The organism is Brevibacillus sp. AG, assembly GCF_028369215.1.
Taxonomy (GTDB): domain Bacteria; phylum Bacillota; class Bacilli; order Brevibacillales; family Brevibacillaceae; genus Brevibacillus; species Brevibacillus porteri.
Map to the genome: position 1 here is coordinate 467,798 of NZ_JAQMYO010000002.1, position 25,376 is coordinate 493,173.

Sequence of the window (25,376 nt, forward strand, 5' to 3'; positions counted from 1 at the left end):
ATGCCTCCTTACATTAACGCGTGTTTCAAAACTAGAAAAAACCTCAAAGTTTCGAGGGGGGGAAGAAAACCATCATGAATGAACCGACATACGTCAGTGGGTCAAATCGAGAAGCTTCTGTCGTGACACCCGAGCATGTTATGCTGCGATTTCAGACGGCAGGCCTAGGCAGCCGCGCCACTGCGATGCTGATAGATACAGGAATCTTGCTCCTGGTTAATCTTACTGTATTTATTTTGTTTGGTATAGTTTTATTTGGAAATGAAGATGATTTTTTCCTGGATTCTGGCAACTACGCGTTGGCCATCGTCCTGCTGGTTATCTTCGTAGTGAATTTTGGTTACTTTTGGTTACAGGAAGCACTCTGGGGCGGACAGACCGTTGGCAAAAGGCTGGTCGGAATCCGGGTCATCCGTGAAAACGGACAGCCTGCGACGTTTGTTTCCTCGACGATCCGGAATCTGTTTCGCATCATTGACGCAATGCCAACTGGTTATTTTCTCGGGGCGCTCGTATGCTTTTTCCACCCCCGTGATAAGCGAATTGGCGATATGGTAGCGGGCACAATTGTCGTGGTAGAGTCTGGACAGCGATCGACTCTTTTTCAGAAAAAGAAAGACAAACAGCCAAACGGCTTTGATTTGAATCATGCGCTACTCGTGCTTGAAGAGCGCCAAAAACAGGCGATCACCCGAGAGGACTGGCAGCTGCTTTCCTCCTTCATCAGCAGATCATCCTCTTTATCTCAAGCGAAAAAATATGAACTCGGGAATCAAATTGCCAGCATCATGCGCAAAAAATTAGAGCTTGTTGACGAACAGACCACCAAGGAAGACCCGATCCTGTTTTTGCAAAGACTGCACAATCAGCTGCAAAGCGAATTTCAACTCCGAAAATAAAGCGAGATACCGCCAAATAAATGGCGGTATTTTCTTTTCTCGACTTATTTATCCATTATTCAGCAAAATGCTGATTCAAAAACTTTCTATGTTATAATGAAACCTCACTCTATGTCACAGAAAGGAGGAGGGAGCCGATGGACGACAAATACATGGGAACGTCATCGACTTCGTCACCCACACTGCCACTCCCGGCAAACGGGAAGCAAAAAGGAAGACGCAGAAGAGGCAGCCTTTTTCAGGCATTGATTCCCTCCCAGACAGAAGGTAAGCGTCCTTTACTACCGATCGTTTTGGCCGTTCTGGTCTGGGTAGGACTCGCCTACGCTGGATATGCCTTTGCTGTTTATACGTTGGACAAGCAACAGCAATTTGTGAACCAACGAATTGATCAAATTCAAGAAGATAACCAAAAGCAGATGAAGGCATTGGGAGATCAATTGACTCTGGTGCAGGAAGAAATGCAAAATGTCCAGAAGGGTCTGGGAAATCTGGAAGAAGATCTGGCATTGACGGGTGAAACCATTGGTGGCACGAACAAGACCAAAGAAGCTCTGCAGGATCGGGTTGACCAGCTCAACAAACAGCTGGTTGATTTGAAAGCATCTCTGAAAAAATTGGAGGATGCAGCCCGTGCTTGGTAAGATCAACCGTTTCTTTCTCTTTCTGTTGGCGCCTGCTCTCGGTTTTTTGGTCGCTTTTGGGCTGGATAATCCAGTGGACAAGCTCCAGACAGAAGGCCTGAAGCTTCCTTCTGCCGTAGCGAAGAGCCAAGCAGATGAGCTGGGGGAACGGCTCAACGACACCAAGGTGCAGCTTCGGAATGTAGAAGTCGTCATCGAAGACATCCAGGATCGCTCGAAAAAGGAACAGAAAGAATACGAGCAACAAAACAAGAACATCAGCAGCGCACTTGAAGCGAGCAAATCCCAGACGCAAAAATCTGCAGATGTATTGGACACGATTTTGTCCAACATGCTTGGCAAGCCGATCGGTCAACACTTCGGGAAAAACTCGACAGTAAAAGTCTATTCCCTGCAAGAAGGCGGATACCGCGGTTATATGGCCAAAGTTCGCCTCAATGATCCGAACGCGTTGAAAATGGTGCTGGCCAACAACTCCGTGAAAAGTAAGGGAGAAACGACGAGTCAAGCTGGTAAACGTACAGGAGCCATTCTTGCGATCAATGCAGGCGGCTTTATGGCGGACAAGCAGGGCAATCTGACTCCGTTAGGTATTACTGTTGTTGACGGCAAGATTCGAACCTTTTCCAATAATGCGAAGCTGAGCTTTGTCGGCTTTAACAACAAAGGTCATCTGGTCGGAACAAGCATCAAGACGCAGGCGCAAATTACGCAACAAGGGATATTGCAGGGAGCGAGCTTTTTGCCGCGTCTCTTGCAGGACGGAAAGCGATTGCCTATCCCTCGTGAATGGGCGAATGCGCGTCAACCGCGAACACTGATCGGCCATTTCGACAACGGCGATTTGCTGCTGATTGTCATTGATGGAAGGCGAGATGGCTGGAGTAATGGTGTTACGCTGGAGGAAGCGCAAAGAAAGCTACAAGAGTGGCATGTCGTGGATGCGTATAACCTCGACGGCGGCGGCTCCAGTGCGTTTTATTACAATGGCAAGCTGCTGAACAAGCCTTCTGGCGGCAAAGAACGACGCGTGGTGAGCAATTTGGTCATCATGCCATAAGCAAAAATCGCAACACTCTTCTGTGAAGACGACAAGTCTTGCTGCAGAAGAGTGTTTTTTTCTGTAGAGAAAAGTTTGCCTAGGCAACTGTGAATGTGGGTTGACCTTAAAAAATGCTGAAAATTATAATAATAGGTAGAAGTAATGAAATGGAATAGGAGGGATCGCATGAAAAAAGGGATGTTGGTTGCTCTCTCGATTGTTTCCGTGCTTTCGTTTCCTCATTTTGCTGTAGGAAAAGTCCCAGGTGTGCCAGCAGGTGTGCAAGGAGCTACAAAAGGAATTGTCGCGGTCTCTCATCCAGCAGCGGCGCAGGTCGGTAGAGATATCTTGGCAAAGGGCGGCAATGCGATTGACGCTGCGGCTGGGATCCAATTTGCTCTGAATGTGGCAGAACCGTATATGTCCGGTATCGGCGGCGGTGGTTTCATGATGATTTATGTGAAGGATCAGAACAAAGTGACGGTGATAGATAGTCGGGAAGTGGCGCCTACCAAGGTGACTCCCACTATGTTTTTGCGGGCAGATGGTTCGCCGATCCCATTTGAGGAGAGACATACGAGCGGTCAGGCCGTAGGTGTCCCAGGGACATTGCTGGGTGTAGAGCAGGCGCTGGAATCGTATGGGACATGGGACTTGGGAAAAGTGATAGAACCGTCGATTGAATTGGCGGAAAAAGGAGTTCGCATCAACTGGGTGTCCGCTCAATTTATTGCCAATTCCATGGAAAAGCTGAAAAAGCACGGTACTGCTGCACAGGTGTTTGCGCCAAACGGAGTTCCACTCAAAGAAGGCGAGATGCTGGTTCAGCCCCAATTGGCGAAAACGTTGAAGATCATCCGCGACAAAGGCTCGGATGCCTTGTATGAAGGGGAAATTGGCAAGGCCCTCGTCGAGGAGGTACAAAGAACAGGTGGCACCATGACACTCGATGATTTGCAGGCGTATCAAGTGAAAGAGCGTGAACCAGTCCGGGGCATGTATCGCGGATATGAAGTGATTTCGATGGCACCACCCAGCTCTGGCGGCTTGACACTCATTCAGATTTTGAAGCTGATGGAAGGCTACGATAACAAAAAGGACGGAATCGGGTCGGTGGCCTATTTGCATCATCTGATCGAAGCCAACCACCTCGCCTACGCAGATCGGGCGGCTTATATGGCGGACGAGGACGTTTATCCGGTACCGAAAAAGGGGCTGATTGCAGACGAATATATCAAGGAACGACGTCAGCTCATTCGTGAAGAAACCGGGAATGCCAATATAGTGGCAGGAGATCCTTGGAAGTACGATCCTGGCAAAAAGCCAGAAGTGTCCATGAAACTGAGAGATCAATCTCCGGTCAAGCAGACCACACACTTCTCTGTGATGGACAAATGGGGGAATGTCGTTGCGTATACGACCACCATTGAAGATATTTTTGGCAGCGGTGTGATGGTTCCTGGTTATGGCTTCATGCTCAATAATGAGCTTACAGATTTTGACGCGATTCCTGGCGGTGTCAATCAGGTCGAGCCCGGCAAGCGTCCACGTTCGAGCATGACACCAACTATGGTGCTAAAAGACGGGAAGCCTTTTTTAGCAATTGGCTCACCTGGTGGCTCCACGATTATCGCCTCCGTATCGCAGACGATTCTCAATGTGATCGATCATGGAATGGAAATTGAGGATGCGATCCGTGCACCACGCATTTTTTCTAGCAGCTATCCGAATGTGACGTGGGAAGCGGGAATTGACCAAGATGTCATCCTGCAATTGATGGCAAAAGGTCACGTCTTTGCTGAGGAACCGTCGAACATTGGCAACGTCCAAGCGATTGTGTACGATTTTGAAACAGGAAAAATGTACGGCGGAGCCGATAACACACGCGAGGGTACTGTACTCGGGGTCGATGCCATTGCGTATACGGCTGCTCAGCCAATCCAGTCACCAATAGAAAAAGAAGGCCCCTTTGATTTACGAGTAAACGGCAATGTCTACCCATATACAGCAGAGCAAAAAGTGATGATAAATGGAGTAGCGTATGTTCACGCCAAAAAGTTGCTGTTAGGGTTGGGACAAAAAGTGACGTCCTTCCAGTCTGATGTGGTCATGGTGCAGAGAATTCCTTACTTGCCTGTCAAAAAAGTTGGCGAGAAGCTGGGCTATACGGTCATGTGGAAGGAAGAAGAGCGGTCCATCGAGTTGAATAGCAAAAAGTAGGCTGATCAAGGAAAGGATGTAGCAAAAATGAAGAAAGTACTTGTACTCGGAGGAACGCGATTTTTTGGAAAGCGATTAGTCCAGCTTCTCGTTGAAGCTGGGGCAGACGTTACTGTGGCAACGAGGGGGCTTTCCCAAGTGGAGTTGCCTGCCTCTGTCAAAAGAATGACGCTTGATCGCGATAACGTCCATTCACTAGCAGTTGCAGGAGAAGAGCAATGGGACGTGGTGTATGATAACATCTGTTATTCCTCCCAAAATGCAATGGATGCGTGTAAAGTTTTTCGGGGCACAGTGGGTACGTACGTTTTGACCTCTACCTTGTCCGTCTATGATTATGCAGAGGAACCATTACAGGAAGAAGCATTTGATCCATACACGTATGAAATCAACCAGAAAACGAGAGACGAGACAACCTATCAAGAGGGGAAACGTCAAGCAGAAGCCGTCTTTTTTCAGGAAAAGGCCTTCCCTGTCGTAGCTGTTCGTTTTCCAATTGTGCTAGCGGAAGACGATTACACACGTCGGCTATGGTTTCATATTGAGCATGTGCAAGAAGAGCAACCGATTGGAATCACGAATCCCACTACCCGGATGTGTTTCATACATGCACAGGAAGCAGCTCAATTTTTGGCATGGGTGGCGACAACGTCCATCACAGGGCCAGTGAATGCGTGCTCGGATGGGACTGTTTCGCTTGCTGAGCTGATGGAGATGATTGGGCAAACAGTCGGAAAACCTGCCCGAATCGAGCCAACGACAGATGCTTCTGATGCGTCTCCCTTTGGATTTGTAGCATCCTTTTACATGGATAACGGGAAGGCTAAGGCCGCGGGCTTCCCGTTTTGGTCGTTGGATGAATGGTTACCAGCGCTTGTCAAAAAACTAAACGAGGAATAGACCTTTCGAAAAAGCGTGACCTATCTACCTTTTCTTTCGTAGTACTCCATGGTAAGGTAGAGCAGAACGTATGTGTCTGTAAGGAACCAGGAGGATCGATCATGAACAAAAATCGCACCAGCAGCCTTGCGATCGTCGCAGCACTATCAGTAGCACTACTCAGTGGATGTGAACCTCCCTCATTAAGTGGATTGTTATCCAGCGAGTCGAATGGACAGTCCACGGGTGAGGGAACGCAGTCAACGACAGTTGAGCCAAATAACGAGGAGACAGCACGTCCCCAACGGGCATCTCTTGCAGAGACGATAAAAGATGTGGATGGAGTGCCAACCGTTACGAATGAAACAGAGCTCTCGGTTGTCGTAAATAAACAGCGGGCACTGCCTGCCGATTATATTCCACCGGATTTGGTGGAGCCGAATGTGCCGTTTCCTTTTGATGAAAAAGTGGAGAAGCGATTGCTGAGAGCAGAAGCTGCTCAAGCATTAGAAGAGCTGTTTGCCAAAGCAAAGACAGAAGGTATCGAACTGTATGCTGTTTCTGGCTACCGCTCGTATAAGACCCAAAAATCGCTGTACGAAACTTATGTAAGGACGCAAGGTGCTGAACATGCTGCTGCCTACAGTGCCGTACCTGGAAAGAGCGAGCATCAGACTGGTTTAGCTATGGATGTGTCTGGATATGATGCAAGTACACGCTTGGAAGAATCCTTTGCTGAGACACCTGAAGGAATATGGCTGGCAGCCAACTGTGCAGACTTTGGGTTCGTCATTCGTTATTTGAAGGGCAAGGAAGATACGACTGGATATGCGTATGAGCCTTGGCATCTGCGTTATGTAGGGAAGGAAATGGCGAAAGAAATTATGGCAGGTGGCCTTACTTTGGAGGATTATTTTTCTGAAGCGGCAATTGCCCACAAATAGCGCCATCGAAAACGAAAAGAGCCGCCCCGATAAGGAGCGGCTTTTTGAAGCCTGGATAAATGCTAACGTGGGAGACGGACCTGGGACAGCGGCCAGTATACGACTTCTGCGCGTCCTACTACATGATCCAGTTGAACAGGGCCAATGACGCGGCTGTCCATGCTGTTGTTGCGATTATCCCCCATGACAAACACGCTGCCCTCAGGAATCTTCACAGGATCAAAATCTTCGGTTAACGTCACACCTGCTGTAGAGGTTTTGAGCTTGTTTTCGACCAGATACTCTTCGCTGAGAGGTTGGCCATTGACATACACTTGATCATTTTTGGCTTCAACGGTGTCGCCAGCTACTGCGACCACGCGCTTGATCCAGTTGTCGCCAGTTGCATCTGGATGAATGATGACGATATCGCCAGGCTGCGGTTCTTTGAGGTAGTAAATCGCTTTGTTTACGATGACGCGCTCGCGGTCATGCAGCGTACTTTCCATGGAACGCCCTTGGACAACGTAGGGAGCCATGACAAAGACGTAGATAAAAGCAGTCAATCCGCCAATCAAAACAAACGATTTTAACCAATCGAGCAATTCCACTTTCCATTTTGAGGTAGGGTTGGTTTGTTCCATTGAAATTCTCCTATGTATGTAGATTCTGTGGCAAATATGCCTGAGTCAAATGCCTCGTGTGTATAAGGCTGTCTTCCCATTATACATGCTTTACGAATGGATACGAAAGATGATTCAAGGAAATAATTGGCTGCGTGGGTGAAGAAGGCAAAAGTCTTAACATTATTTTGCAAGCTTACCTATTGTCAGTTTTTCCTGTTTGAGTTAAGATGTTCTTGAAATAAGTTTTACAATAAAAATATTAAGTGGTAAACACTTTGTCTGGCTCATACATATCTTTCGTGAAAAGAAATAATTTCGGGAGTTCTCTTGATCTTCCAGTACTTAAGCTATATAGTTTTATAGTAAAAGTACTTATATTATTAATTTTCCGAAAATAGGTGATGTTGTGAGCAATATGTCCCGTGCCAGTAAACTTGAGGAACTGGATCGAGTATTTGTCGAAATTGCTCGTTTCTTTATTAACAATTGGCTAGAAGAAGAGTCAATCAGTCCGAAGCAGTTTATCCTGCTGCGTGTGCTACATCAAAAAGGACGAAGCACAGTTTCTGAGCTGGCGACCATTTTGAAACTGTCCAATAGTGCCACCACCATTGCACTCAATCGGTTAGTGAAGGCTGGTTTTATCGACCGTGTCCGAGACGAACAGGATCGACGTGTAGTGTGGGTCACATTATCACAACAAGCGATTCCGACTCTGGAAGGACTTTTGTGCGACAGGAGAGCACTCGTAGGAAAGCTGCTGGAGAATCTGAATGATAACGAGTTAGACCAGTTTACGTATTTCCTCAGGAAAATGCAGCAGTCCATATAGACATGGCCATCAAGTTCGGGTCTGGGGACATTCTTGCAAGACAAAAGTGTGTACCGCGGGAATGGGAGTGTACACATATGAAAAAGAAAAGCACACTGATCATGAGTTCTTGTATCTTAGGAGCGGCTCTGTTCACACAAGCTGCATTTGCAGAAGAGGCAGTAAAAGCTACTGAAACGACTACTGCAACAGAAGCAACAACAACGACTACAGAAGAAAAGCCTGCAACTGAAACAACACCTGCAACTGAAACAACACCTGCAACTGAAACAACACCTGCACCTACAACAGAAGCAAAACCAGTAGCTCCACAAACCGTTAACCCTCTTCAAGGGCTGAATCAACAAGGTGGCTGGATGATGATGCCAGGTAAAGATGAGTTCGTACTGGTGAGTGGCCAATACGTTCCAGTAATCTCTACTGTAGCTGGCTGGACAATGATGCCAGGAACAGATCAATTTGTTACAACTAATCGCATCACTCCTGTAAGTGCTCCAGCTGCTGGTTGGACAATGAGTGCACCTGAATCCGATAACAATAAATAATTTCCTTTACAAAAGACGCTTTGTCCCTCAATTGGGCAAGGCGTCTTTTTTTCGGCTAAATCTGGAGATTCCCGTACAAACTATAGCCGATCGAAACCAAAAGGAAGGAGGGACGAAAATGGCAGGTCATGATAAGGATCAGGTTCGATCCAGGGCGAGAGAGTTGAGCACTGAGGATGCAGGAGGAGCCGTCTATTATCAAGAGGCAGACGAATATACGGCTGGTCTGGCTACGACGCAGGAGTTGGTCAGTGACATGTACAAGATGGGAACCATTGAGGACAAGGAACAGACGATGTAAAAACACAGGAAAAGAGCAAGGTCAGCCTGGATGCAAGGAGGCTGGCCGCTTTCTATTTCATTGATAAAAAATTTTTTATTGACTTAGTAGATTGTATCGGTAAAAATACAAGAGGAATCAGAAAATTTAAAAAGGGTGTGCCACGAATGAGAGACTCACGATTAGATCAATTAGCGTACAATCTGGTTAACTATTCTGTACGAGTACAGCCAGGGGAAAACATTTTGATCAACGCGAAAGGGGACACACCGGATTTGGTGCAAGCCCTCGTGCGTGAGATTTACAAAGCAGGCGGCAGTCCTTATGTTCAATTGATTGATCCCGCCGTAAGCCGAGAAATCGCAATGAATTGCAATGAAGAGCAGTTGAAGACCATGGCTCAACATGAAGTTGAACTCATGGAGAAAATGCAAGGGTACATCGGGATTCGTGCAGCGAATAACATCAATGAGATGGCTGATGTTCCAAGTGACAAGCTGAGCATCTATTCTCGCCTGTATGAGCTGCCAGTGATGAACGTACGCGTGCCTAAAACGAAGTGGGTTGTTCTTCGTTATCCGAATCCTTCCATGGCACAGCTTGCGAACATGTCTACAGCAGCTTTTGAAGATTTTTACTTCCAAGTATGTAACCTGGATTACGCGAAAATGGACAAAGCAATGGACAGTCTGGTTGACTTGATGAATCGCACAGACAAGGTACGCTTGGTAGGACCTGAAACGGATCTCATCTTCTCCATCAAGGACATTCCTGCTGTAAAATGCGCTGGCCTTCGCAATATTCCAGATGGTGAAGTGTATACAGCACCTGTGAAGGACTCCGTAAATGGCGTTATCACTCATAATGCGCCAACACCATACCACGGCTTCACTTTCGAAAATGTTCGTCTGACCTTCAAGGACGGCAAAATTGTCGAAGCAACAGCGAACGATACCGATCGCTTGAATCAAATTTTAGATACGGACGAGGGAGCGCGCTTCGTTGGGGAATTCGCTATCGGTGTGAATCCTTACATTCGCAACCCGATGAAAGATATCTTGTTTGACGAAAAAATAGACGGAAGCTTCCACTTCACGCCTGGTCAATGCTATGACGAAGCATACAATGGCAACAAATCGTCTGTGCACTGGGACATGGTTTCCATCCAACGTCCGGATTGGGGCGGAGGGGAAATCTGGTTTGATGACGTTCTGATTCGCAAAGATGGTCGTTTTGTCATTGCAGAGCTTGAATGTCTGAATCCAGAAAACTTGAAAGGGTAAGGCAAAGCCTACCCAAATCATTTGTCGTACTGACGGAGCCTTTCGTGAGCAAGCATAATATCCATTTCTAGCTGAAATAGCATGTGCAGATTGCTTGAAGGAAGGGTAATTCTGCGTGCCGCGTGGTAGAGAAGTGGCTTGTTTTGTTTGATGACCGTCATGATTTCCACAACCGGAGGAACGACTTGCTTGATTCTTAGCAGACTTTGCAAATAGCGAAGAAAGGTTTGAATACTAGCCTGGTCATCCTTGTTCGGTACCGTTTCAATCAAAGCGAAAAAGTCTCGGACGATGATACGCTTCGTCTCCTGAGGCTCCACTATGGTTGTACGATTCACTTGATCCACCTCACGGGAAAGAGTAACAGCTTCTTTTCTTTTCCCGCTGAATGACAAGTGATAAACCTTTTGCACGATAAAAAGTCTTTGGCATATGCATGTGCCAAAGACTTTTCGTTTTTATGACTCACGATGACCAGCGTAGACGCTTGCTTCTTCCAGGGGAATCCGTATACGCAGGAGCAGCCAGGCATTCAAGAGAGAAAACGTCAGGGCAGTAGTCACAGCGGAAAATGTCAGGGGGAGTAGGAGCACCTCAAGTGATACGACCAAGTAGTTGGGGTGACGAATGAACCGATACGGACCTCGCTTGATCGGAGCCACGCCCGGGAGTATGAAGATGCGAGTATTCCATCGCTTGCCTAGGCTACGAATACACCAGTAACGAAGCCCTTGCGCGATTAAAAACAGGCTGAACGGAACCGCCCACCAAGAGGGGAGAACCATGGCACTGCTTTTGCTCACCACTTCGAAAATAAGCGAGAGAAAAAAGAGAAGATGAAGAAGGACGATGTATTTGTAATGACTCGCCCCAACCTCGTAACCCCCTTTTGACCGGATAAAGCGGGCATTCCTCACGGCAACGAGAAGCTCGACCAGTCGCTGTAACACGACTGCACACATAACGAATCCAAAGAAGAGCAACATGACTATCTCGCCTCCAGAAGTAACAGCTCGGAGCTAAATCCAGGTCCAAGTGCAGCGACCAAACCGCGATCTCCCGGCTCCCACGCCCTCTCCATGCTCTTTTCCAAGACGAACAGAACCGTAGGAGAAGACATGTTTCCAAAATTGGTTAAGACATCTTCAGAAAAACGAGTGGCTTCTGTACCAATGCCCAGAGATCGCTGGTAAGCCGTTAATACCTTGGCTCCACCTGGATGGAAAATGAAATGACGCATATGATCGATAGACATCCCATGCGGTGACAAAAAGCTCTCGACGTTTTCTCGCATCGAAGAACGAATGAGAGTAGGGATGTCGCGAGAGAAAATGACTTTTAACCCCGGATCGGTCAATTCCCATCCCATGACATCTACGGTGTCCGGCCATGTTGTTGTTCGTGCATCACAAAATTGAACCTTGGGTGCGTCAGAAGAAGACAAGATTTGGTCGCCTTCTATTAATACGGCTGCAGCTCCATCTCCAAATAGGCACGTTGCGACCAAATTGCTTTTGGACAAATCTTGTCGGATGAAGGTCAAGCCGCACAGTTCTACGCTCACAAGCAATACTCGCCGCGAGGGAAAAGCCTGGGTGTATTCACATGCCCGCGACAATCCCATTGCACCACCGGCACAGCCCAGGCCCCACAACGGGACACGGGTTGCTTGTGGACGGAGTCCTAAACGGTGGAGCAAGCGGGAATCAAGGCTTGGAGTAGCAATACCAGTGCTTGATACAAACATCAGACAATCGATGGAAGAAGGCTCGACACCAGCTTTTGTCAAACACTTTCGGGCTGCTTCCTCTGCCAAGGCTTCGGCATGTTCGATATACAGCTGATTTTTCTCTGCAAACGGCCGGTCCTCCAAAAACCAATCCATTGGCATACTAAAATGCCGCTTCTGAATGTGACTGTGTGCAAAGACGTGTAACAAACGGTCTATGTCGGGAAAAGCATCTTGAAAAAATAGGCGTGCCAGCTTCATGGAATCCTCTTGTGTAATCTCGTGGGAAGGTACTGCTGTAGCCACTGCTTCAATACGGGGCATACATTCATTCACTCCCGTCTGTTTTTATTAGCCATTAGCTTATCCCTTCCAATTGGTTCCAATTCATCGGCAGTTTCGCGGTTTTGCTTGAACTTACAAAAAAAGATAGGTAAAATATTCCTTATTATATGAAAAAAGACCTACTATAGATTTTGTTAGATAGGTCTAATGTACGAATCGAAAGAGGGTTACATCGGATAGATCGGGGGTAGTGTACTTTGGGCTCGCGCTGGATTAGCTTGGGAATGTCCTGTGTGATCATCTCGGTTTGGCTGATCGGATACGGATTGCCGACGGATGAGAGTATGATTGTCTTTCTTTTACTTGTGGCTGTCATTCAGACGCTTGCTGCCTATCAAATAGGGAAGTATGTAGATCAGTTGCGGCAGATGGCTTATCACGATTCACTTACAGGCGTTCTCGTCAATCGTAGATTTCTGGACAAGCTGGTCGAAGAAGTAGAGTTGGCAAAAAGCAATCATCAATCTGTTACTCTATTGTTTATCGATTTGGATAATTTCAAAATATTCAATGATTCATATGGTCATTTGGAAGGTGACCGACTCCTTTGCCAATTTGCAGGGCTTTTGCAGGCAAGTGTACGAAAACAAGATACGGTTGGAAGATGGGGTGGGGAAGAATTCGTCGTTTTGTTAACGCATACCGACACAATGAGAGGACTCGCAATCGGAGAACGAATTCAAAATCAAGTCCGACACTCTCTTTCAGGTGTCACGGTCAGTATCGGAGTAGCCTCGTATCCTCACCATGCTTCAACAGCGGAAGAGTTAGCGAAAAAAGCAGATATGCTTATGTATGAAGCGAAAAAAAGGAAAGACTGCATGATGGTCGCTTCGAATGAAAAGATAAATATTGGCAAAACTAACACTCGTCAGCTCTCTTGACACGGGTGTTTTTTTGATTGTAAAGAGCATTTACAAAAACTTAATAATTCCTTAAAGAAAAATATACACATTTGACCTTGATTTTAAATTTACGGAAACAATAACTTTCGATATAATCTGTTAGGTGTCATTTATTCAAAGGAGTGAAGAAGTCCCGTATGTTGAAATCAAACAAGTATATCTTCTTTGATCTGTTCGAGCAGCAGATTGCCACTGTGCACAAAGGAACTCATCTTTTCTATGAAATGATAGGAAACTATCAAGATCTAGAAACAAAGGTTAAGGCAATCAAGGCTGTCGAGAAAGAAGGAGACGAAATCGTTCGTCGTATCATGAACGAGTTGAACTCTACTTTTATCACTCCGCTTGAGCGTGAAGACATTCACCAGCTCGCTCATACGATGGACTCGATGATCGACTACATTGACGGTGTCGCTGATCGTATGTATCTGTACCAAGTGACTCAACCAGATCCACGTGTATTGGCACAAGCCAATATTTTGGTGAAATGCTCGGCTAAGCTGATCGAGCTGATTCGCACACTGCGCAAGCTGGATCATAAAGTTGTTACACAAATCGCTGGGGAAATCAAAGATTTAGAGCATGAATCTGACTCCAACTACCGTAAAATGGTATCTGATTTGTTGAATTCTCCTGATACCAACCCAATGGAAGCGATCAAACTCAAAGAGATTTATGATAAACTCGAAGACTGTGCTGACTTCGCTGAGGACGTCTCCAACCTGGTAGAAGGGATCGTGTTAAAGAATGCCTGATCTTTCGCCAGAGGTGATTATTCTCGTACTCGTCGTCATCATGGCGCTAGCTTTTGACTTTATCAATGGTTTTCATGATACGGCGAACGCGATTGCGACTTCTGTTTCGACGCGTGCATTAAGTCCGAAAACCGCGATTATTATTGCATCCGTGTGTAACTTGCTTGGGGCACTCTCGTATACGGGTGTAGCGAAGACAATCGGGGGAGGCATTACCGATCCATTCAAGCTGGAAAATGGATTGGTCGTCGTTTTGGCCGCGTTGACATCTGCGATTTTGTGGAACCTAATCACCTGGTGGTTCGGAATTCCTAGCTCGTCCTCGCATGCGATTATCGGAGGCGTTGCAGGTGCTGCTTTTGGTGCCGCAGGAAGTGGTGCCATTAACTGGTCAGGCTTCATTAGCATTATCCAAGCGTTGATCGTATCCCCGCTTGTTGCGTTTGCTGTTGGTTTTGTCGTGATCAAGCTTGTTTCTTGGTTTGTTCGTAACTCAGCGTACCACAAAACCAATCGAGGTTTCCGTTCGATGCAAGTAGTGTCAGCAGCTTGGCAGGCCTTCAGCCATGGAGCCAACGATGCGCAAAAAACAATGGGCGTAATCACCCTTGCTCTGATTTCAGGTGGATTCTTGATTCAAGCACCGGGCGAATTCGTCATTCCACTGTGGGTAAAACTATCAGCTGCTGTTGCAATGGCTTTAGGTACAGCCTTTGGTGGATGGCGTATCATCAAGACCTTGGGTGGTAAGATTATGAAAATCAAGCCAGTTTCCGGTTTCTCAGCAGACTTGTCTTCTGCCTTGATTATCACAATCTTTACAGCTTTGAAACTGCCGGTGAGCACAACGCACGTGATCACATCCGCTATCTTGGGGGTTGGGGCATCGCAAAAGCTGAACGCAGTAAAATGGGGCCTGGCTGGCCGAATCTTGGTCACTTGGGTCATTACCCTTCCGATTACAGGACTTTTGGCTGCTGCATGCTACGTCGTATTTGACGTATTCCTGTAGAGCTACATCTTTATACAACAGACACCTTTCCGTGTAGTACGCGGGAAGGTGTCTTTTTCATTAACTTGATCCAGTTAAACGCTCCCATAAACCGGGTTTGGGTTTAATTTGCACGAGGCGTACGGCAGAGAATGGGATATAGTCCAGCGAGCCATCCCGTTCTTCAATTAATATCCCATTTTGGCTGTAATCATACAATTTGCCTTCTGCAAATGAAGATAATCCTTGACCGATCATATCAGGAGCAAAATGTATACGTACGTAGCGATCGAGATACTCTTCCAAAATGCCATCATCCATCTGATTCCCCTCCTTTTTTCATTCTTTCTCCTAGTTATTGCCTGCATTGCGACAATTCAGACAAGGTAAAGAAAAAACCACCCAGTCGGACTGACCTGAGTGGTAATGGATATGGCATGTTGACACTATTCAATCGAGTTTTGGGAATGTCCTGTCTGCTTGCTTTTGCGTGCAAACACGAGCATCAAGATGACACCGGCAGCAATTAAGCACAGACTGACTAATTGAGCGACACGCAGAGTATCTGCTATTAACAGACTGTCTGTACGCATTCCCTCAATGTAAAAGCGACCGAGTGAATACAGGATCATGTAGCTGAACAAGACCTGCCCATCGAATTTTTTGAATCGGTACAGCATGAACATGAGAACGGCGAAAACGAAAAGGTTCCAGATCGATTCATACAAAAACGTAGGGTGGTAATATTGTCCGCCGATAAACATTTGCTCACGGATGAATGCAGGGAACTTTTCCATAAACTCAGCAGAGACGGGACCACCATGGGCTTCCTGGTTGATAAAGTTACCCCAACGTCCGATGGCTTGACCCAAGATAACACTTGGCATAAAAATGTCAGCCAAACGTAGGAACGGCAGATTATGTTTTCGAATATACCAGCTTCCTGCCAGAACACCACCGATTAATCCACCGTGAATAGCCAAGCCGCCTTGCCAAACTGCGAAGATGTCCAGTGGATTGTCTTTGTACTGCTCCCATTCAAACGTAACATAATACAATCTTGCACAAACGATGGCTGCTGGAATGATCAGAACCACCATGTTCAAGACGTGATCAGGATCAATGCCAGAACGTTTGGAATTGTAGCGAGCGAGATAAGTACCCAAGAAAAACGCCAGCCCCATAATAATGCCATACCAGTGAATCTTTAAGGGGCCGATTGCAATTGCGATCGGATCGATCATGAATGTGCCTCCTTGCCTCAAAACATCTGTGCCAAGTATAGCACAAATGGGCTGCTGGATTCCAACTAATGGCTTACTGGGACTGCAAAAAGCCGAGGATGGCATCAAGGGAGGCTCGTTTCGTCGGAGTAGATACGGATGAGAATAAATCTCCGAATGTTTCCAGCCGTTTGGGTACCGTATAAACGGTGAAGTCTGTGGGATGAGAATGGGGAACCTCCTCCCACAGGAGTGGTGTTGATACGGTTGCCTGTTCTTTTGCACGAGTTGAATAAGGGGCTGGCAATGTTTTTCCTCGCCAATGTTGCAAATAGTCAATGTACAGCTTATCTCCCCGATTCTTCACCAAGCGCTCGATGGTTAATAGTGATGGATGCTTGCTGACTAGATAGGATGCAATAAAATGTCCGACCTGGCGCGTCTGTTCAAACGTATAGCGGAGTTCAATCGGAACGTATACTTGCAAGCCGCTGGAACCAGATGTTTTGACCCAGGAAGGCAGCTGTAATTCATCGAGAAGCTGTTTCAACAAGAGGGCAGACTCTATCACAACGGCAAAATCATCTGTTGAAGGATCGAGGTCAAATACGAGCTCTGTCGGAGTCTCATCCGTGGCGAGGTGAAAGGAGACGTGCCACTCCAATGCTGCTTGATTTGCCATCCACACGAGTGTCGCCCGGTCATTGCACAGTACGTAACGAACATTTTCCCACGTGTGCGTTTGGATCCAGTCAGGCGCATAGTCAGGGGCGTTTTTTTGATAGAAGTGCTTGTCGCCAACTCCGTGAGGGTAGCGAATGACGGTTAAGAGCCGATCCTTGCTATACCGTAGGAGTGGGGCTGAGACAATCAGCAAATAGCGCAAGTAATCTAGCTTGGTTACCTTGGCTAGTGGCCATAGAGGCTTGTCAGGATTTGTAATGGACAATGTGTGAGTGTCGATCGTCAGCTCGTACTCTTTTGTTGCAGGACGCAATGATGTTTTCACCTTCTTTTTAAAAGGGATAGGTGTTCCTACTATCTCCCATCCGAGTTTCTCTATGTAAAAGGAATTCCTCTTTGCATATATTTCCTGCCAATCAACCATAATACGGGTAGCTTTCCAGTGGTTGGGTTGGTGATGAAATGAAATTCAAGAAGAAAGATAAAATGAAAGAACTGATTGAGACAATGAATGCCTGCAGCTTGATTGAGTTGGAGGGTATACCGATTTCGCCTCAATTGGGAGAGAACATAGATCTGTTGAAAAAAATGTTCTCTGATTGCTCCGATTTTGTCATACGAGAATTCCGTCAAAAAAACAGTGTCCGTGCGATTGCTGTCTTCGTAGATGGGCTGATTGATACCAAAGAGGTCAATTCTGCGCTGAAATCGTTAATGGTGCTTGAAGACGGCGATCAAGATATAAAAGTGATAGAAGAGTCACTTTTGCCCGTTTCCCAGATGGGAAGAGTAGACGATTATAAAAAGCTGCTACAAGCTGTGCTTTCAGGTGATACAGGCATTCTTGTTGAGGGCAACACAGAAGCGCTCACGCTTGGCATTCGTGGAGCAGAAAAACGCTCCGTTAACGAACCAGAAGGAGAAGCTGTCGTACGGGGGCCACGTGAAGGCTTTATCGAAAATATTCGCACGAACACGTCGATGCTGCGGCGCAAATTGCGAACACCCCGATTGAAAATGAAGTCCTTGGTAGTTGGACGTGAGACGAACACCAATCTGGTGGTTGCCTTTCTTGATGGGATTGCTGATCCAGAGATCGTACAGGAGGTCACTGGTCGAATCAGCAAGATCAATATGGATGCGGTGCTGGAAAGTGGATATATCGAAGAGATGATCCAGGATAACACGTACTCGCCTTTCCCTCAGGTTATGTATTCAGAGCGCCCAGACACGGTTGCTGCGGCATTGCTGGAGGGACGTGTCGCGATATTTGTGGATGGGACACCGATGGTTTTGATAGCGCCTGTTACGTTTTGGATGATGATGCAGGCGAGTGAGGATTATTACGAGCGATTTCAAATGGCTACGTTTGTTCGACTGTTGCGTTATGTGTTCCTCATCATTTCGCTCATTACCCCTGCCTTATATGTGGCCATTACGACTTATCACCAACAGATGCTGCCAACCACGCTCCTTTTAAGTATTGCGGCTGCGCGCGAGTCCATTCCTTTTCCTGCTATTGTGGAGGCTTTTATCATGGAAATTTCTTTTGAAGCCTTGCGAGAAGCGGGGATTCGTCTCCCGAAAACAGTCGGGCAAGCTGTCAGTATTTTAGGAGCGCTGGTCGTCGGTCAGGCAGCTGTGCAGGCAGGGATTGTTTCTGCCCCCATGGTTATCGTCGTATCGCTTACAGGGATTGCTTCATTTACCATCCCGCATTTTAATGCATCGATTTCACTGCGAATGCTGCGCTTTCCGATCATGATTGCGGCTTCGATTCTCGGCATCTATGGGATGCTGGTATCCTTGTTGCTAATCCTCGGTCATATGGCTAACCTGCGTTCTTTTGGTGTCCCGTATTTATCGCCGCTAGCTCCACTGTCGATCGGCGACCTCAAAGACGTATTGATGAGGGCACCATGGTCGATGATGGAAAAACGCCCGAGCTTTTTGGGCGTTCAAAATGCTAGGCGTATGAACGATGGTTATGCGAATTCTATCCAGCAAAGAGGAGGGCAATCAGGGGTTACAGGCAATCGTCATCAGAGCGAGGAGGGGCAATCGTGAAGACTGTGACCCGCATATTGGTAGTAGTGTCGCTCTGTATGTTCCTAGTATCGGGATGTTGGGATCGCCGTGAAGTAAATGATATGGCCATCGTCATTGCAATGGCGATGGATAAGGAACCAGACGGAAGGTATCGGTTATCCATTCAGGTCCCACTGGTCAGCAGCCTAGGCGCACAGTCCGGAGGTGGTGGTGGGACGAGTGGTGATAAGAGTTATTACGTTGATTCCGCAGTAGGCAGGACAATTCGGGATGCGAATGGATTGATCCAAGCAAGAATGTCTCGAGAAATTTACTACTCCCATCACCGGATGATCGTCATAGGCGAAGAACTGGCGAAGGACGGAATGTCGGATGTGCTGGATATTGTGGCACGCTTTCCGGAAAACAGACTGACAGCTTACATTGTGATGACAAAAGGCAAAGGAATCGAATTACTAACCGCACAGCCGCAATTTGAACGTTTCTCAGGAGAAGCGATGCGTGAGTTGGTCAAGATGGGGGGCATTACAGTATCGCTGAAGGATGTTGCCCAAATGCTCGGTACACCAGGGGTTGATGCCATTTTACCCGTTCTGGCAGCAGTGGATTCCCATCCGAAAGGAAAGTCAAAAGAAATAGAGGCGACGGGGGTAGGCTTATTTCGACAGGACAAGCTCGTAGCCATCGCGAAGCCCAAAGAACTGCTCGGCTTGCGATTGTTCCAACGCGATTTTACACCGTTTTCTGTTGTGGTGTCTCTTAACAAGCACGAACGGCTTACGATTAGTCTTTCAAAAGGAAGGGCGAATATCAAGCCCGTGATCAAGAAAGGCCACATCCATTTCAAAATTGACCTCTACGCTTCTGCCGTTGTGGTGGAGAATCAGTCAAACCTCGATCTCGAGGAAGAGAAAAATATTAGAATGCTGCAAGCGAAGCTCGTCGAGCAAATCAATAGCGGTGTGAAACATATGATGCAAACGATCCAACAGAAACAATCAGACTTCATCGGGTTAGGAATCGCATTGTCAAGGAATTATCCGCGAGAGTGGCGAGACCGATATCGGAACAGGTGGAATGAGGAGCTTCCGAAAATCACATATGAAATCCGATCCAAAGTGAACATGGCCAATTTCGGGCAGACAACGAAAAATATTACCCAGGGTGAAGATGATTATGAATAGAATATTTTTGATCTTTTTTATCTCTATGTTGTTACTTTCGTTTGGAGAATTTATCATGAAGCGAAAAGGAATGGACGGGAGACAGCAGCGAGTCATTGCTATTTTCTACGTTTTAACCATTTTTTGTCTGTTTGCTTTGCAATTCCAGTATTATCAAGTGTTACCCACGAGTAATTTGATGAACTTTCTATCTCCTCATGTGAAGCGGTGGGTGGATCAGTTCGTATAAGGAGGCCCAAGTATGATTCACAAGCAAGTTGTCAATCATCGACAAATTGCCTGGCTGGTCGGCAGTGTCTTGATGACAGGAATGATGATCAGTTTCTTGCGGTCTGTCGTTCAGGTAGCAAGGATGGATGCTTGGTTCTCTCAAATTTTACCCATCTTTTATGCGCTTTTTATCTCCTACGTTTTGAGTGGGCTGGTTGAAGCATACCCCGGGAAAAATATCTTTGAAATCTTGTTTATCATTGGCGGGAAGTGGATTGGTGGAGCTATCAATCTACTCATTTTGTTTTACATTTGGATCATCCTGGCGATCGATATTAAAGGGGCTGCTGATTTTTTACATATCTTGTTATTGCCAACCACGCCATTGGAGGTCATCTTACTCGTCTTCGTCTTACTGATGATGTACTATGGCAAAACGAGTCTTGAGGTGGCGGCACGGGTAAATGAGTTTTATTTTCCCCTTTATTTCATCATGTGCATTTCGCTCTATTTCCTGCTGGTTAATGAATACAACGTAGAGCGATTGGAACCAATCTTGACCAGTAGCTTGAATAGGATCGTGGTCAGCAACTTTTTACCAGTGGGTGTATATGGTGATATTTTTCTCATGGGGGCATTCTTACATGCCATTGTAGAGCCGCGACTATTTTATGCTGCGATGAAGCACGGGGTCATCATTGTTGGCTTTGGAACGACGATTATGTTGCTCGTCTTGCTGGGGGTGATGGGCTTCACTATCGCTGGTCGACTGAATTTCCCCATCTATATTCTCGTCCAGCAAATCCACATCACAGATTTCTTGGACAGGGTCGAAATGATCCTCTTTAGCGTGTGGTTCCCCGCTTTCACAATCAAAGTCATTGTCGCTTACTTGGCATTTTTAGTGGGGGTGGGATCATTTGGGGGACAGCGGCATTACAATACATTCAATGCTCCGTGTGGATGGTTTATTGTTGTATCGTCCATATTTGCGTTTCCAAATGTAGCGCATATCGATCAATTTATTAGTTATAGCTTGCCGTTGATCGTGCTCGTCTTTCAATTGCCGTTGGCGATCTTTTTGCTCATTCACGTAAGGGGAAAGAACAAAGGAAGAGTGCAAAGCCTCATTCCCGAGGGAACGAAGCTTTATCAATTTTACCGGTCGATGGTGTGGATCACGACAGTCTGTTTGAGTGGCTGTGTGATCGTGATTTTGATTGGGGACTTTTTAAAGGATAAATCAGCGGTAGGAGGGGTCACGACAGCCATTGTGTACATTGCCCTCTTACTGATAGCCCTGTTGACGAGCTATGGGGAAATGCAGGCTCTTAATCATGGCAAGCAAAAGCTGGGGAGGGCAAAACAGGCTGGATCGTTTCGACAATGAGATCGAAAGCCAAGTGGTTCCTTACTCCAAAACACACTGGTGAGGCGGGACATCCACGACGCCTTGTATACTTGGCTGTCGCAAGGAATGCCCTTCCTTCCACTCCGCAAATTTGATTTTGACGGTGATTTCCGGCTGTATCCATAAGGTATTGGCTGCGCGTGGTGGCTTGTTAACAAAAGTCATCTTCTGTTGGACAAGGGGCTGTATTCTCTCCGTTAAAGCACGCCAGTCCGTTTGCGTCAATTTTCCAGTACCTGCATGACCGATGTACCAAAGAGAACCGTGTTGATCGAATAGGCCCAGAAGCAACGAATTGACAATATGATTCCGAAGCGTAACGCCGCCTACGACAGCAATGAGATCTCGGTAGTACTTTTTCTTTCTCCAGCGTTGATCTTTCCCATTGATCAAGTAGCTGCTGGACGTATCCTTCAGAATGATTCCTTCCATGCCTTGCGCTTCAATGACACGGTAAAGAGCGTCCCCATCAGCAAAATTTTCAACTAGCTGCACATGAGGAGTAGGAGTGATGATTTTGCCCAGTATTTGTTGTCGCTCTGATAGGGGGGAGGAAGTTACCCATTCATGATTCCAGTACAGTACATCGAAGACCATGTATGTGACAGGGACAAGCTTTTGTATCTGGGAGACTTTCTCTAAACGGCGGAGCCCGTCTCTCCTCATGACCTCGTAAAAGGAAGGCTTTCCGTCTGGGCCGAGAGCGATTATTTCGCCATCCAAAATCACAGAATCGGCACGACAATACGAGCGAATATCGGTCACTTCTGGATAATGGAAAGTCCGTTCATTTAATTTTCGGTTGAACAGTTTGACCTCGTGTCCATCGTAGTAGGTAAGAATGCGAACGCCATCCCATTTCACTTGGCCTATCCATTGTGGTCCGATAGGTATAGCTTCCGTGCTGGTAGGCTCAAAAGGAAAAAGCGGAGTTAGTTCCATGGCTGCCACCTCTATGTTTAGTTGGGACTTGCCCAGTTTTCTAATACAGTTTCACGGATGGGCATGATCTATACGAGTGGTGATGGCGGATGCATTCTTGTGAGAATTTTACGAAACTTTTTTATTGATTAAGTATTGAATTCAAGCTATACTACTTGTATTAAGTAACTGATGGGTTAGCGGATTGGGCTGTATCTGGTTGAACTGCTTCCTCCTTCCGTGGTACGTCCACCACACCTCATGGGAAGGGAGCTGTTCTCTGATATGGCCCTTTTTGTGTCTAACTCGGGTTGGGAATGTTTGTTGTTCACTTTCTTTAATCCTTTTTTCATTGATATACAATTAGAGACTTGTTTATAATGACTGTGCGAACTCATTTACGAAAGAAGGAATTGACTTGCCGTTTCTTCGGTTTAAAGGCTTTGCGAAGCAAGACATAGAGCCCATTTCTCAGATTCTTATAGAAGAGTTTTCTAAAATTGCTGAGGTAGCTCAGGAAAAGGTGAAATTGGAGCTGCTTTCTGTAGAGCAATTGACGAACAGTCCTTTGTCTGTAGAGATCATGATGTTTCCCCGTGAACAAAAGCAACATGACGCGATTGCTAGTGCCATACACGGCATTTTGAAGAAGCAAGGCTTTCTGCATATCCATATTTTCTTCATTCTGCTATCGCCCACTCTCTATTATAAAGAAGGACTTCCGTTGCAAGTTGGAATGACGAAATAAGCAAGAAAAAAGGTCGAGATCCTTCAAAGGGATTTCGACCTTTTTCTATTAATAATAGAGGCTTTCGGTTTGCAGGCACTTGGAGCATGTTCGCGTAAGTGGAGTCTCGATATAGACGTGGCTGCAGTCCTGTTGAATCAGCCTCAATTGCTGTTTAGATTGCTCTAGCTCAGCCTCTAGTCGAATGATCTTTTCGCGTAAACGACTGGCTTCCTCCATAGGCATCCCCCTTCATTACGACTGGTACAAGCGGCTTCCCTGTTCGCGGAACTCACGCGATTTTTCCTGCATCCCGGAAAGAATGGCGGGATCTTGGGTAGCGCCTTGTTCATTGGCGATGTGACGAATGTCGTGCGATATTTTCATGCTGCAAAATTTAGGTCCGCACATGGAACAAAAATGGGCGGATTTGGCGGCTTCTGCTGGTAACGTTTCATCGTGATATTCGCGGGCGCGCTCTGGGTCCAGAGACAAATTGAATTGATCGTTCCAGCGAAAATCAAAGCGAGCTTTGGATAAGGCGTCGTCTCGCAGTTTCGCCCGCGGATGTCCTTTTGCGAGATCAGCGGCATGCGCTGCGATTTTGTATGCGATTAAACCATTGCGTACATCCTCTTTATTGGGTAGGCCAAGGTGCTCCTTGGGTGTTACGTAGCAGAGCATCGCTGTTCCGAACCATCCAATCATGGCGGCGCCAATCGCTGAAGTAATGTGATCATAGCCGGGAGCGATGTCGGTCGTGAGTGGCCCAAGCGTGTAAAAAGGAGCCTCATGGCAAATGGATAACTGTTTATCCATATTTTCGCGAATGAGATGCATGGGGACGTGACCAGGACCTTCAATCATGACTTGTACGTCGTGTTCCCACGCAATTTTTGTGAGTTCTCCCAATGTTTCAAGCTCCGCGAACTGCGCCTCGTCATTCGCATCCGCGATGGAGCCAGGACGTAGTCCATCTCCGAGCGATACACAAATGTCATAGGCCTTCAGAATTTCGCAAATTTCAGCAAAATGCGTATACAAAAAGTTTTCCTCATGATGGGCCAGGCACCATGCGGCTAAAATCGATCCACCGCGAGAGACGATACCAGTAACACGGTTAGCTGTCATAGGAATGTAGCGCAATAGAACACCAGCATGAATCGTGAAGTAATCGACGCCTTGTTCTGCTTGCTCAATCAAGGTGTCTCGGTAAACCTCCCATGTCAAATCCTCGGCTTTCCCATTTACTTTTTCAAGTGCTTGATATATCGGGACAGTACCGACTGGAACAGGACTATTGCGGATAATCCACTCCCGCGTGGTGTGTATATGTTTTCCCGTCGAGAGGTCCATGATGGTGTCGGCACCCCAACGGACCGACCAAATCATTTTTTCGACTTCTTCTTCCATCGAAGAGCTGACAGCTGACGTTCCGATGTTGGCATTGATTTTGACATGAAAGTTACGGCCAATGATCATCGGCTCGCTTTCAGGATGATTGAGGTTAGAAGGGAGGATCGCACGTCCAGCGGCGATTTCTGCCCGTACAAATTCAGGGGAGACTCCCTCGCGAATGGCAACGTATTCCATTTCCGGTGTGATGATATTTTTTCGGGCATAATGAAGCTGGGTAACATTTTTTCCTGACTTTGCCCGTTTTGGTTTGTAGCCCTCTCGAGGGAAAGTGGGGAGGGTGGCTGCCTTTTCTTCGTTTCGGATGCCGTCGTCGACTAGTTGTGGTTCGCGACCGACATACGTTTCCGCATCATGTCGCTCATCGATCCACTCGTGGCGGATGGAGGGCAGTCCTACTTGAATGTCAGGAATGTAACCCGTTGCGGTGTACTCGCCACTCGTATCGTACACGCGAAGAGGGGGATTGGGTGTGGAGCCAGACAATCCTTCGGTAGGATGAAGGGAAATCTCGCGCATCGGGACGCGGATGTCCGCACGACTACCTGTTTCGTATACTTTGCGACTTCCTGGAAAAGAGGACACCAATGACATAAAAAAAACCTCCTTGATTTGGTTGCACGAAAGCGAGAACCGTTTAGGGAGGCGAAAGA

General features: G+C 46.7%; 28 protein-coding genes. 18 read left to right on the forward strand and 10 right to left on the reverse strand.

From position 1 onward, the window contains the following. Nucleotides 1–74 precede the first annotated feature (74 nt). The 6 genes from POF51_RS07245 (at nucleotide 75) to POF51_RS07270 (ending at nucleotide 6,628) form a co-directional block, all read left to right on the forward strand. A complete protein-coding gene (locus POF51_RS07245) occupies nucleotides 75–899 on the forward strand; it encodes an RDD family protein (RefSeq protein WP_017249414.1) in 825 nt (274 codons plus the stop codon). 137 nt (nucleotides 900–1,036) lie between these two features. Further along, nucleotides 1,037–1,543, forward strand: coding sequence for a hypothetical protein (locus POF51_RS07250; protein ID WP_017249413.1), 507 nt, complete (start codon nucleotides 1,037–1,039; stop codon nucleotides 1,541–1,543). Next, nucleotides 1,524–2,603 carry a phosphodiester glycosidase family protein gene (locus tag POF51_RS07255; RefSeq protein ID WP_083261677.1) on the forward strand — a complete coding sequence of 360 codons (1,080 nt, stop codon included), beginning with the start codon at nucleotides 1,524–1,526 and terminating at the stop codon, nucleotides 2,601–2,603. Before POF51_RS07250 ends, POF51_RS07255 begins: the two co-directional genes overlap by 20 nt. 168 nt (nucleotides 2,604–2,771) lie before the next feature. Next, the gene (gene ggt, locus POF51_RS07260) at nucleotides 2,772–4,805 is read left to right on the forward strand and encodes a gamma-glutamyltransferase (protein ID WP_069849402.1); all 2,034 of its coding nucleotides are present in this window, start codon (nucleotides 2,772–2,774) and stop codon (nucleotides 4,803–4,805) included. 27 nt (nucleotides 4,806–4,832) lie between these two features. Beyond that, nucleotides 4,833–5,705, forward strand: coding sequence for an NAD-dependent epimerase/dehydratase family protein (locus POF51_RS07265; RefSeq protein WP_069849400.1), 873 nt, complete (start codon nucleotides 4,833–4,835; stop codon nucleotides 5,703–5,705). Between the two features lie 101 nt (nucleotides 5,706–5,806). Continuing rightward, nucleotides 5,807–6,628 (forward strand): M15 family metallopeptidase, encoded by an 822-nt coding sequence (locus tag POF51_RS07270; RefSeq protein WP_069849399.1) that lies wholly within the window; start codon nucleotides 5,807–5,809, stop codon nucleotides 6,626–6,628. 62 nt (nucleotides 6,629–6,690) lie between these two features. On the opposite strand, the gene lepB is transcribed toward POF51_RS07270, so the two are convergent. Then, nucleotides 6,691–7,251, reverse strand: a complete 561-nt coding sequence (gene lepB, locus POF51_RS07275; protein ID WP_069849397.1) for a signal peptidase I — start codon at nucleotides 7,249–7,251, stop codon at nucleotides 6,691–6,693. A 388-nt stretch (nucleotides 7,252–7,639) separates the two neighbouring features. Between lepB and POF51_RS07280 the strand changes: the two genes are divergently transcribed. The 4 genes from POF51_RS07280 to POF51_RS07295 all read left to right on the forward strand — a co-directional run bounded on the left by POF51_RS07280 (nucleotide 7,640) and on the right by POF51_RS07295 (nucleotide 10,173). Then, nucleotides 7,640–8,065: a MarR family winged helix-turn-helix transcriptional regulator gene (locus tag POF51_RS07280; RefSeq protein ID WP_017249407.1), complete on the forward strand. Its 426-nt coding sequence runs from the start codon at nucleotides 7,640–7,642 to the stop codon at nucleotides 8,063–8,065. Between the two features lie 77 nt (nucleotides 8,066–8,142). Further along, nucleotides 8,143–8,610, forward strand: a complete 468-nt coding sequence (locus POF51_RS07285; protein ID WP_271754686.1) for a hypothetical protein — start codon at nucleotides 8,143–8,145, stop codon at nucleotides 8,608–8,610. A gap of 118 nt (nucleotides 8,611–8,728) precedes the next feature. Next, complete coding sequence (locus POF51_RS07290; RefSeq protein WP_069849392.1) at nucleotides 8,729–8,911, forward strand: DUF4025 domain-containing protein; 183 nt, start codon at nucleotides 8,729–8,731, stop codon at nucleotides 8,909–8,911. A gap of 146 nt (nucleotides 8,912–9,057) precedes the next feature. After that, a complete protein-coding gene (locus POF51_RS07295) occupies nucleotides 9,058–10,173 on the forward strand; it encodes an aminopeptidase (RefSeq protein WP_069849389.1) in 1,116 nt (371 codons plus the stop codon). Nucleotides 10,174–10,190: 17 nt separating this feature from the next. On the opposite strand, the gene POF51_RS07300 is transcribed toward POF51_RS07295, so the two are convergent. The 3 genes from POF51_RS07300 to POF51_RS07310 form a co-directional block, all read right to left on the reverse strand. Beyond that, nucleotides 10,191–10,511: a hypothetical protein gene (locus tag POF51_RS07300; RefSeq protein WP_026043151.1), complete on the reverse strand. Its 321-nt coding sequence runs from the start codon at nucleotides 10,509–10,511 to the stop codon at nucleotides 10,191–10,193. A gap of 120 nt (nucleotides 10,512–10,631) precedes the next feature. Further along, nucleotides 10,632–11,159 (reverse strand): isoprenylcysteine carboxyl methyltransferase family protein, encoded by a 528-nt coding sequence (locus POF51_RS07305; RefSeq protein WP_069849387.1) that lies wholly within the window; start codon nucleotides 11,157–11,159, stop codon nucleotides 10,632–10,634. A 2-nt stretch (nucleotides 11,160–11,161) separates the two neighbouring features. Beyond that, complete coding sequence (locus POF51_RS07310) at nucleotides 11,162–12,226, reverse strand: type III polyketide synthase (RefSeq protein WP_069849384.1); 1,065 nt, start codon at nucleotides 12,224–12,226, stop codon at nucleotides 11,162–11,164. Between the two features lie 218 nt (nucleotides 12,227–12,444). Between POF51_RS07310 and POF51_RS07315 the strand changes: the two genes are divergently transcribed. The 3 genes from POF51_RS07315 to POF51_RS07325 all read left to right on the forward strand — a co-directional run bounded on the left by POF51_RS07315 (nucleotide 12,445) and on the right by POF51_RS07325 (nucleotide 14,919). Further along, complete coding sequence (locus POF51_RS07315) at nucleotides 12,445–13,131, forward strand: GGDEF domain-containing protein (RefSeq protein WP_069849382.1); 687 nt, start codon at nucleotides 12,445–12,447, stop codon at nucleotides 13,129–13,131. Between the two features lie 158 nt (nucleotides 13,132–13,289). Then, nucleotides 13,290–13,907, forward strand: a complete 618-nt coding sequence (locus POF51_RS07320) for a DUF47 domain-containing protein (RefSeq protein ID WP_007728239.1) — start codon at nucleotides 13,290–13,292, stop codon at nucleotides 13,905–13,907. Further along, nucleotides 13,900–14,919: an inorganic phosphate transporter gene (locus tag POF51_RS07325; protein ID WP_017249399.1), complete on the forward strand. Its 1,020-nt coding sequence runs from the start codon at nucleotides 13,900–13,902 to the stop codon at nucleotides 14,917–14,919. The genes POF51_RS07320 and POF51_RS07325 overlap by 8 nt, the downstream gene beginning before the upstream one ends. A 60-nt stretch (nucleotides 14,920–14,979) precedes the next feature. Here POF51_RS07325 and POF51_RS07330 read toward each other — a convergent pair whose 3' ends face one another. The 3 genes from POF51_RS07330 to ligD form a co-directional block, all read right to left on the reverse strand. Continuing rightward, nucleotides 14,980–15,219, reverse strand: coding sequence for a hypothetical protein (locus POF51_RS07330; protein WP_069849380.1), 240 nt, complete (start codon nucleotides 15,217–15,219; stop codon nucleotides 14,980–14,982). 125 nt (nucleotides 15,220–15,344) lie between these two features. Then, nucleotides 15,345–16,142 carry a prolipoprotein diacylglyceryl transferase gene (gene lgt, locus POF51_RS07335; protein WP_017249397.1) on the reverse strand — a complete coding sequence of 266 codons (798 nt, stop codon included), beginning with the start codon at nucleotides 16,140–16,142 and terminating at the stop codon, nucleotides 15,345–15,347. 73 nt (nucleotides 16,143–16,215) lie between these two features. Continuing rightward, entirely contained in the window at nucleotides 16,216–17,118 is a 903-nt protein-coding gene (ligD, locus tag POF51_RS07340; protein ID WP_069849378.1) for a non-homologous end-joining DNA ligase, read from the reverse strand. Between the two features lie 149 nt (nucleotides 17,119–17,267). Here ligD and POF51_RS07345 point away from each other — a divergent pair, with 149 nt between their 5' ends. Genes POF51_RS07345 through POF51_RS07360 form a run of 4 tightly spaced genes read left to right on the forward strand, consistent with a single transcriptional unit; the run spans nucleotide 17,268 to nucleotide 21,638 of the window. Next, nucleotides 17,268–18,872: a spore germination protein gene (locus POF51_RS07345; protein WP_069849376.1), complete on the forward strand. Its 1,605-nt coding sequence runs from the start codon at nucleotides 17,268–17,270 to the stop codon at nucleotides 18,870–18,872. Further along, nucleotides 18,869–20,038 (forward strand): Ger(x)C family spore germination protein, encoded by a 1,170-nt coding sequence (locus POF51_RS07350; protein ID WP_069849374.1) that lies wholly within the window; start codon nucleotides 18,869–18,871, stop codon nucleotides 20,036–20,038. The genes POF51_RS07345 and POF51_RS07350 overlap by 4 nt, the downstream gene beginning before the upstream one ends. Nucleotides 20,039–20,093: 55 nt before the next feature. Then, on the forward strand, nucleotides 20,094–20,267 hold the full coding sequence (locus POF51_RS07355) for a hypothetical protein (RefSeq protein WP_244195659.1): 174 nt from the start codon (nucleotides 20,094–20,096) through the stop codon (nucleotides 20,265–20,267). 12 nt (nucleotides 20,268–20,279) lie between these two features. After that, complete coding sequence (locus POF51_RS07360) at nucleotides 20,280–21,638, forward strand: GerAB/ArcD/ProY family transporter (protein ID WP_069849371.1); 1,359 nt, start codon at nucleotides 20,280–20,282, stop codon at nucleotides 21,636–21,638. Between the two features lie 21 nt (nucleotides 21,639–21,659). Here the strand turns inward: POF51_RS07360 and POF51_RS07365 are convergent, their stop codons facing one another. After that, complete coding sequence (locus tag POF51_RS07365; protein WP_017249391.1) at nucleotides 21,660–22,601, reverse strand: ATP-dependent DNA ligase; 942 nt, start codon at nucleotides 22,599–22,601, stop codon at nucleotides 21,660–21,662. 397 nt (nucleotides 22,602–22,998) lie between these two features. Between POF51_RS07365 and POF51_RS07370 the strand changes: the two genes are divergently transcribed. Next, the gene (locus POF51_RS07370; RefSeq protein WP_069849361.1) at nucleotides 22,999–23,328 is read left to right on the forward strand and encodes a DUF1904 family protein; all 330 of its coding nucleotides are present in this window, start codon (nucleotides 22,999–23,001) and stop codon (nucleotides 23,326–23,328) included. Between the two features lie 48 nt (nucleotides 23,329–23,376). Here the strand turns inward: POF51_RS07370 and POF51_RS07375 are convergent, their stop codons facing one another. Both POF51_RS07375 and thiC read right to left on the reverse strand, forming a co-directional pair. Next, nucleotides 23,377–23,547, reverse strand: coding sequence for a hypothetical protein (locus tag POF51_RS07375; RefSeq protein WP_016743262.1), 171 nt, complete (start codon nucleotides 23,545–23,547; stop codon nucleotides 23,377–23,379). Nucleotides 23,548–23,562: 15 nt separating this feature from the next. Beyond that, nucleotides 23,563–25,317 carry a phosphomethylpyrimidine synthase ThiC gene (thiC, locus tag POF51_RS07380; protein ID WP_069849359.1) on the reverse strand — a complete coding sequence of 585 codons (1,755 nt, stop codon included), beginning with the start codon at nucleotides 25,315–25,317 and terminating at the stop codon, nucleotides 23,563–23,565. Between the last annotated feature and the right edge of the window lie 59 nt (nucleotides 25,318–25,376).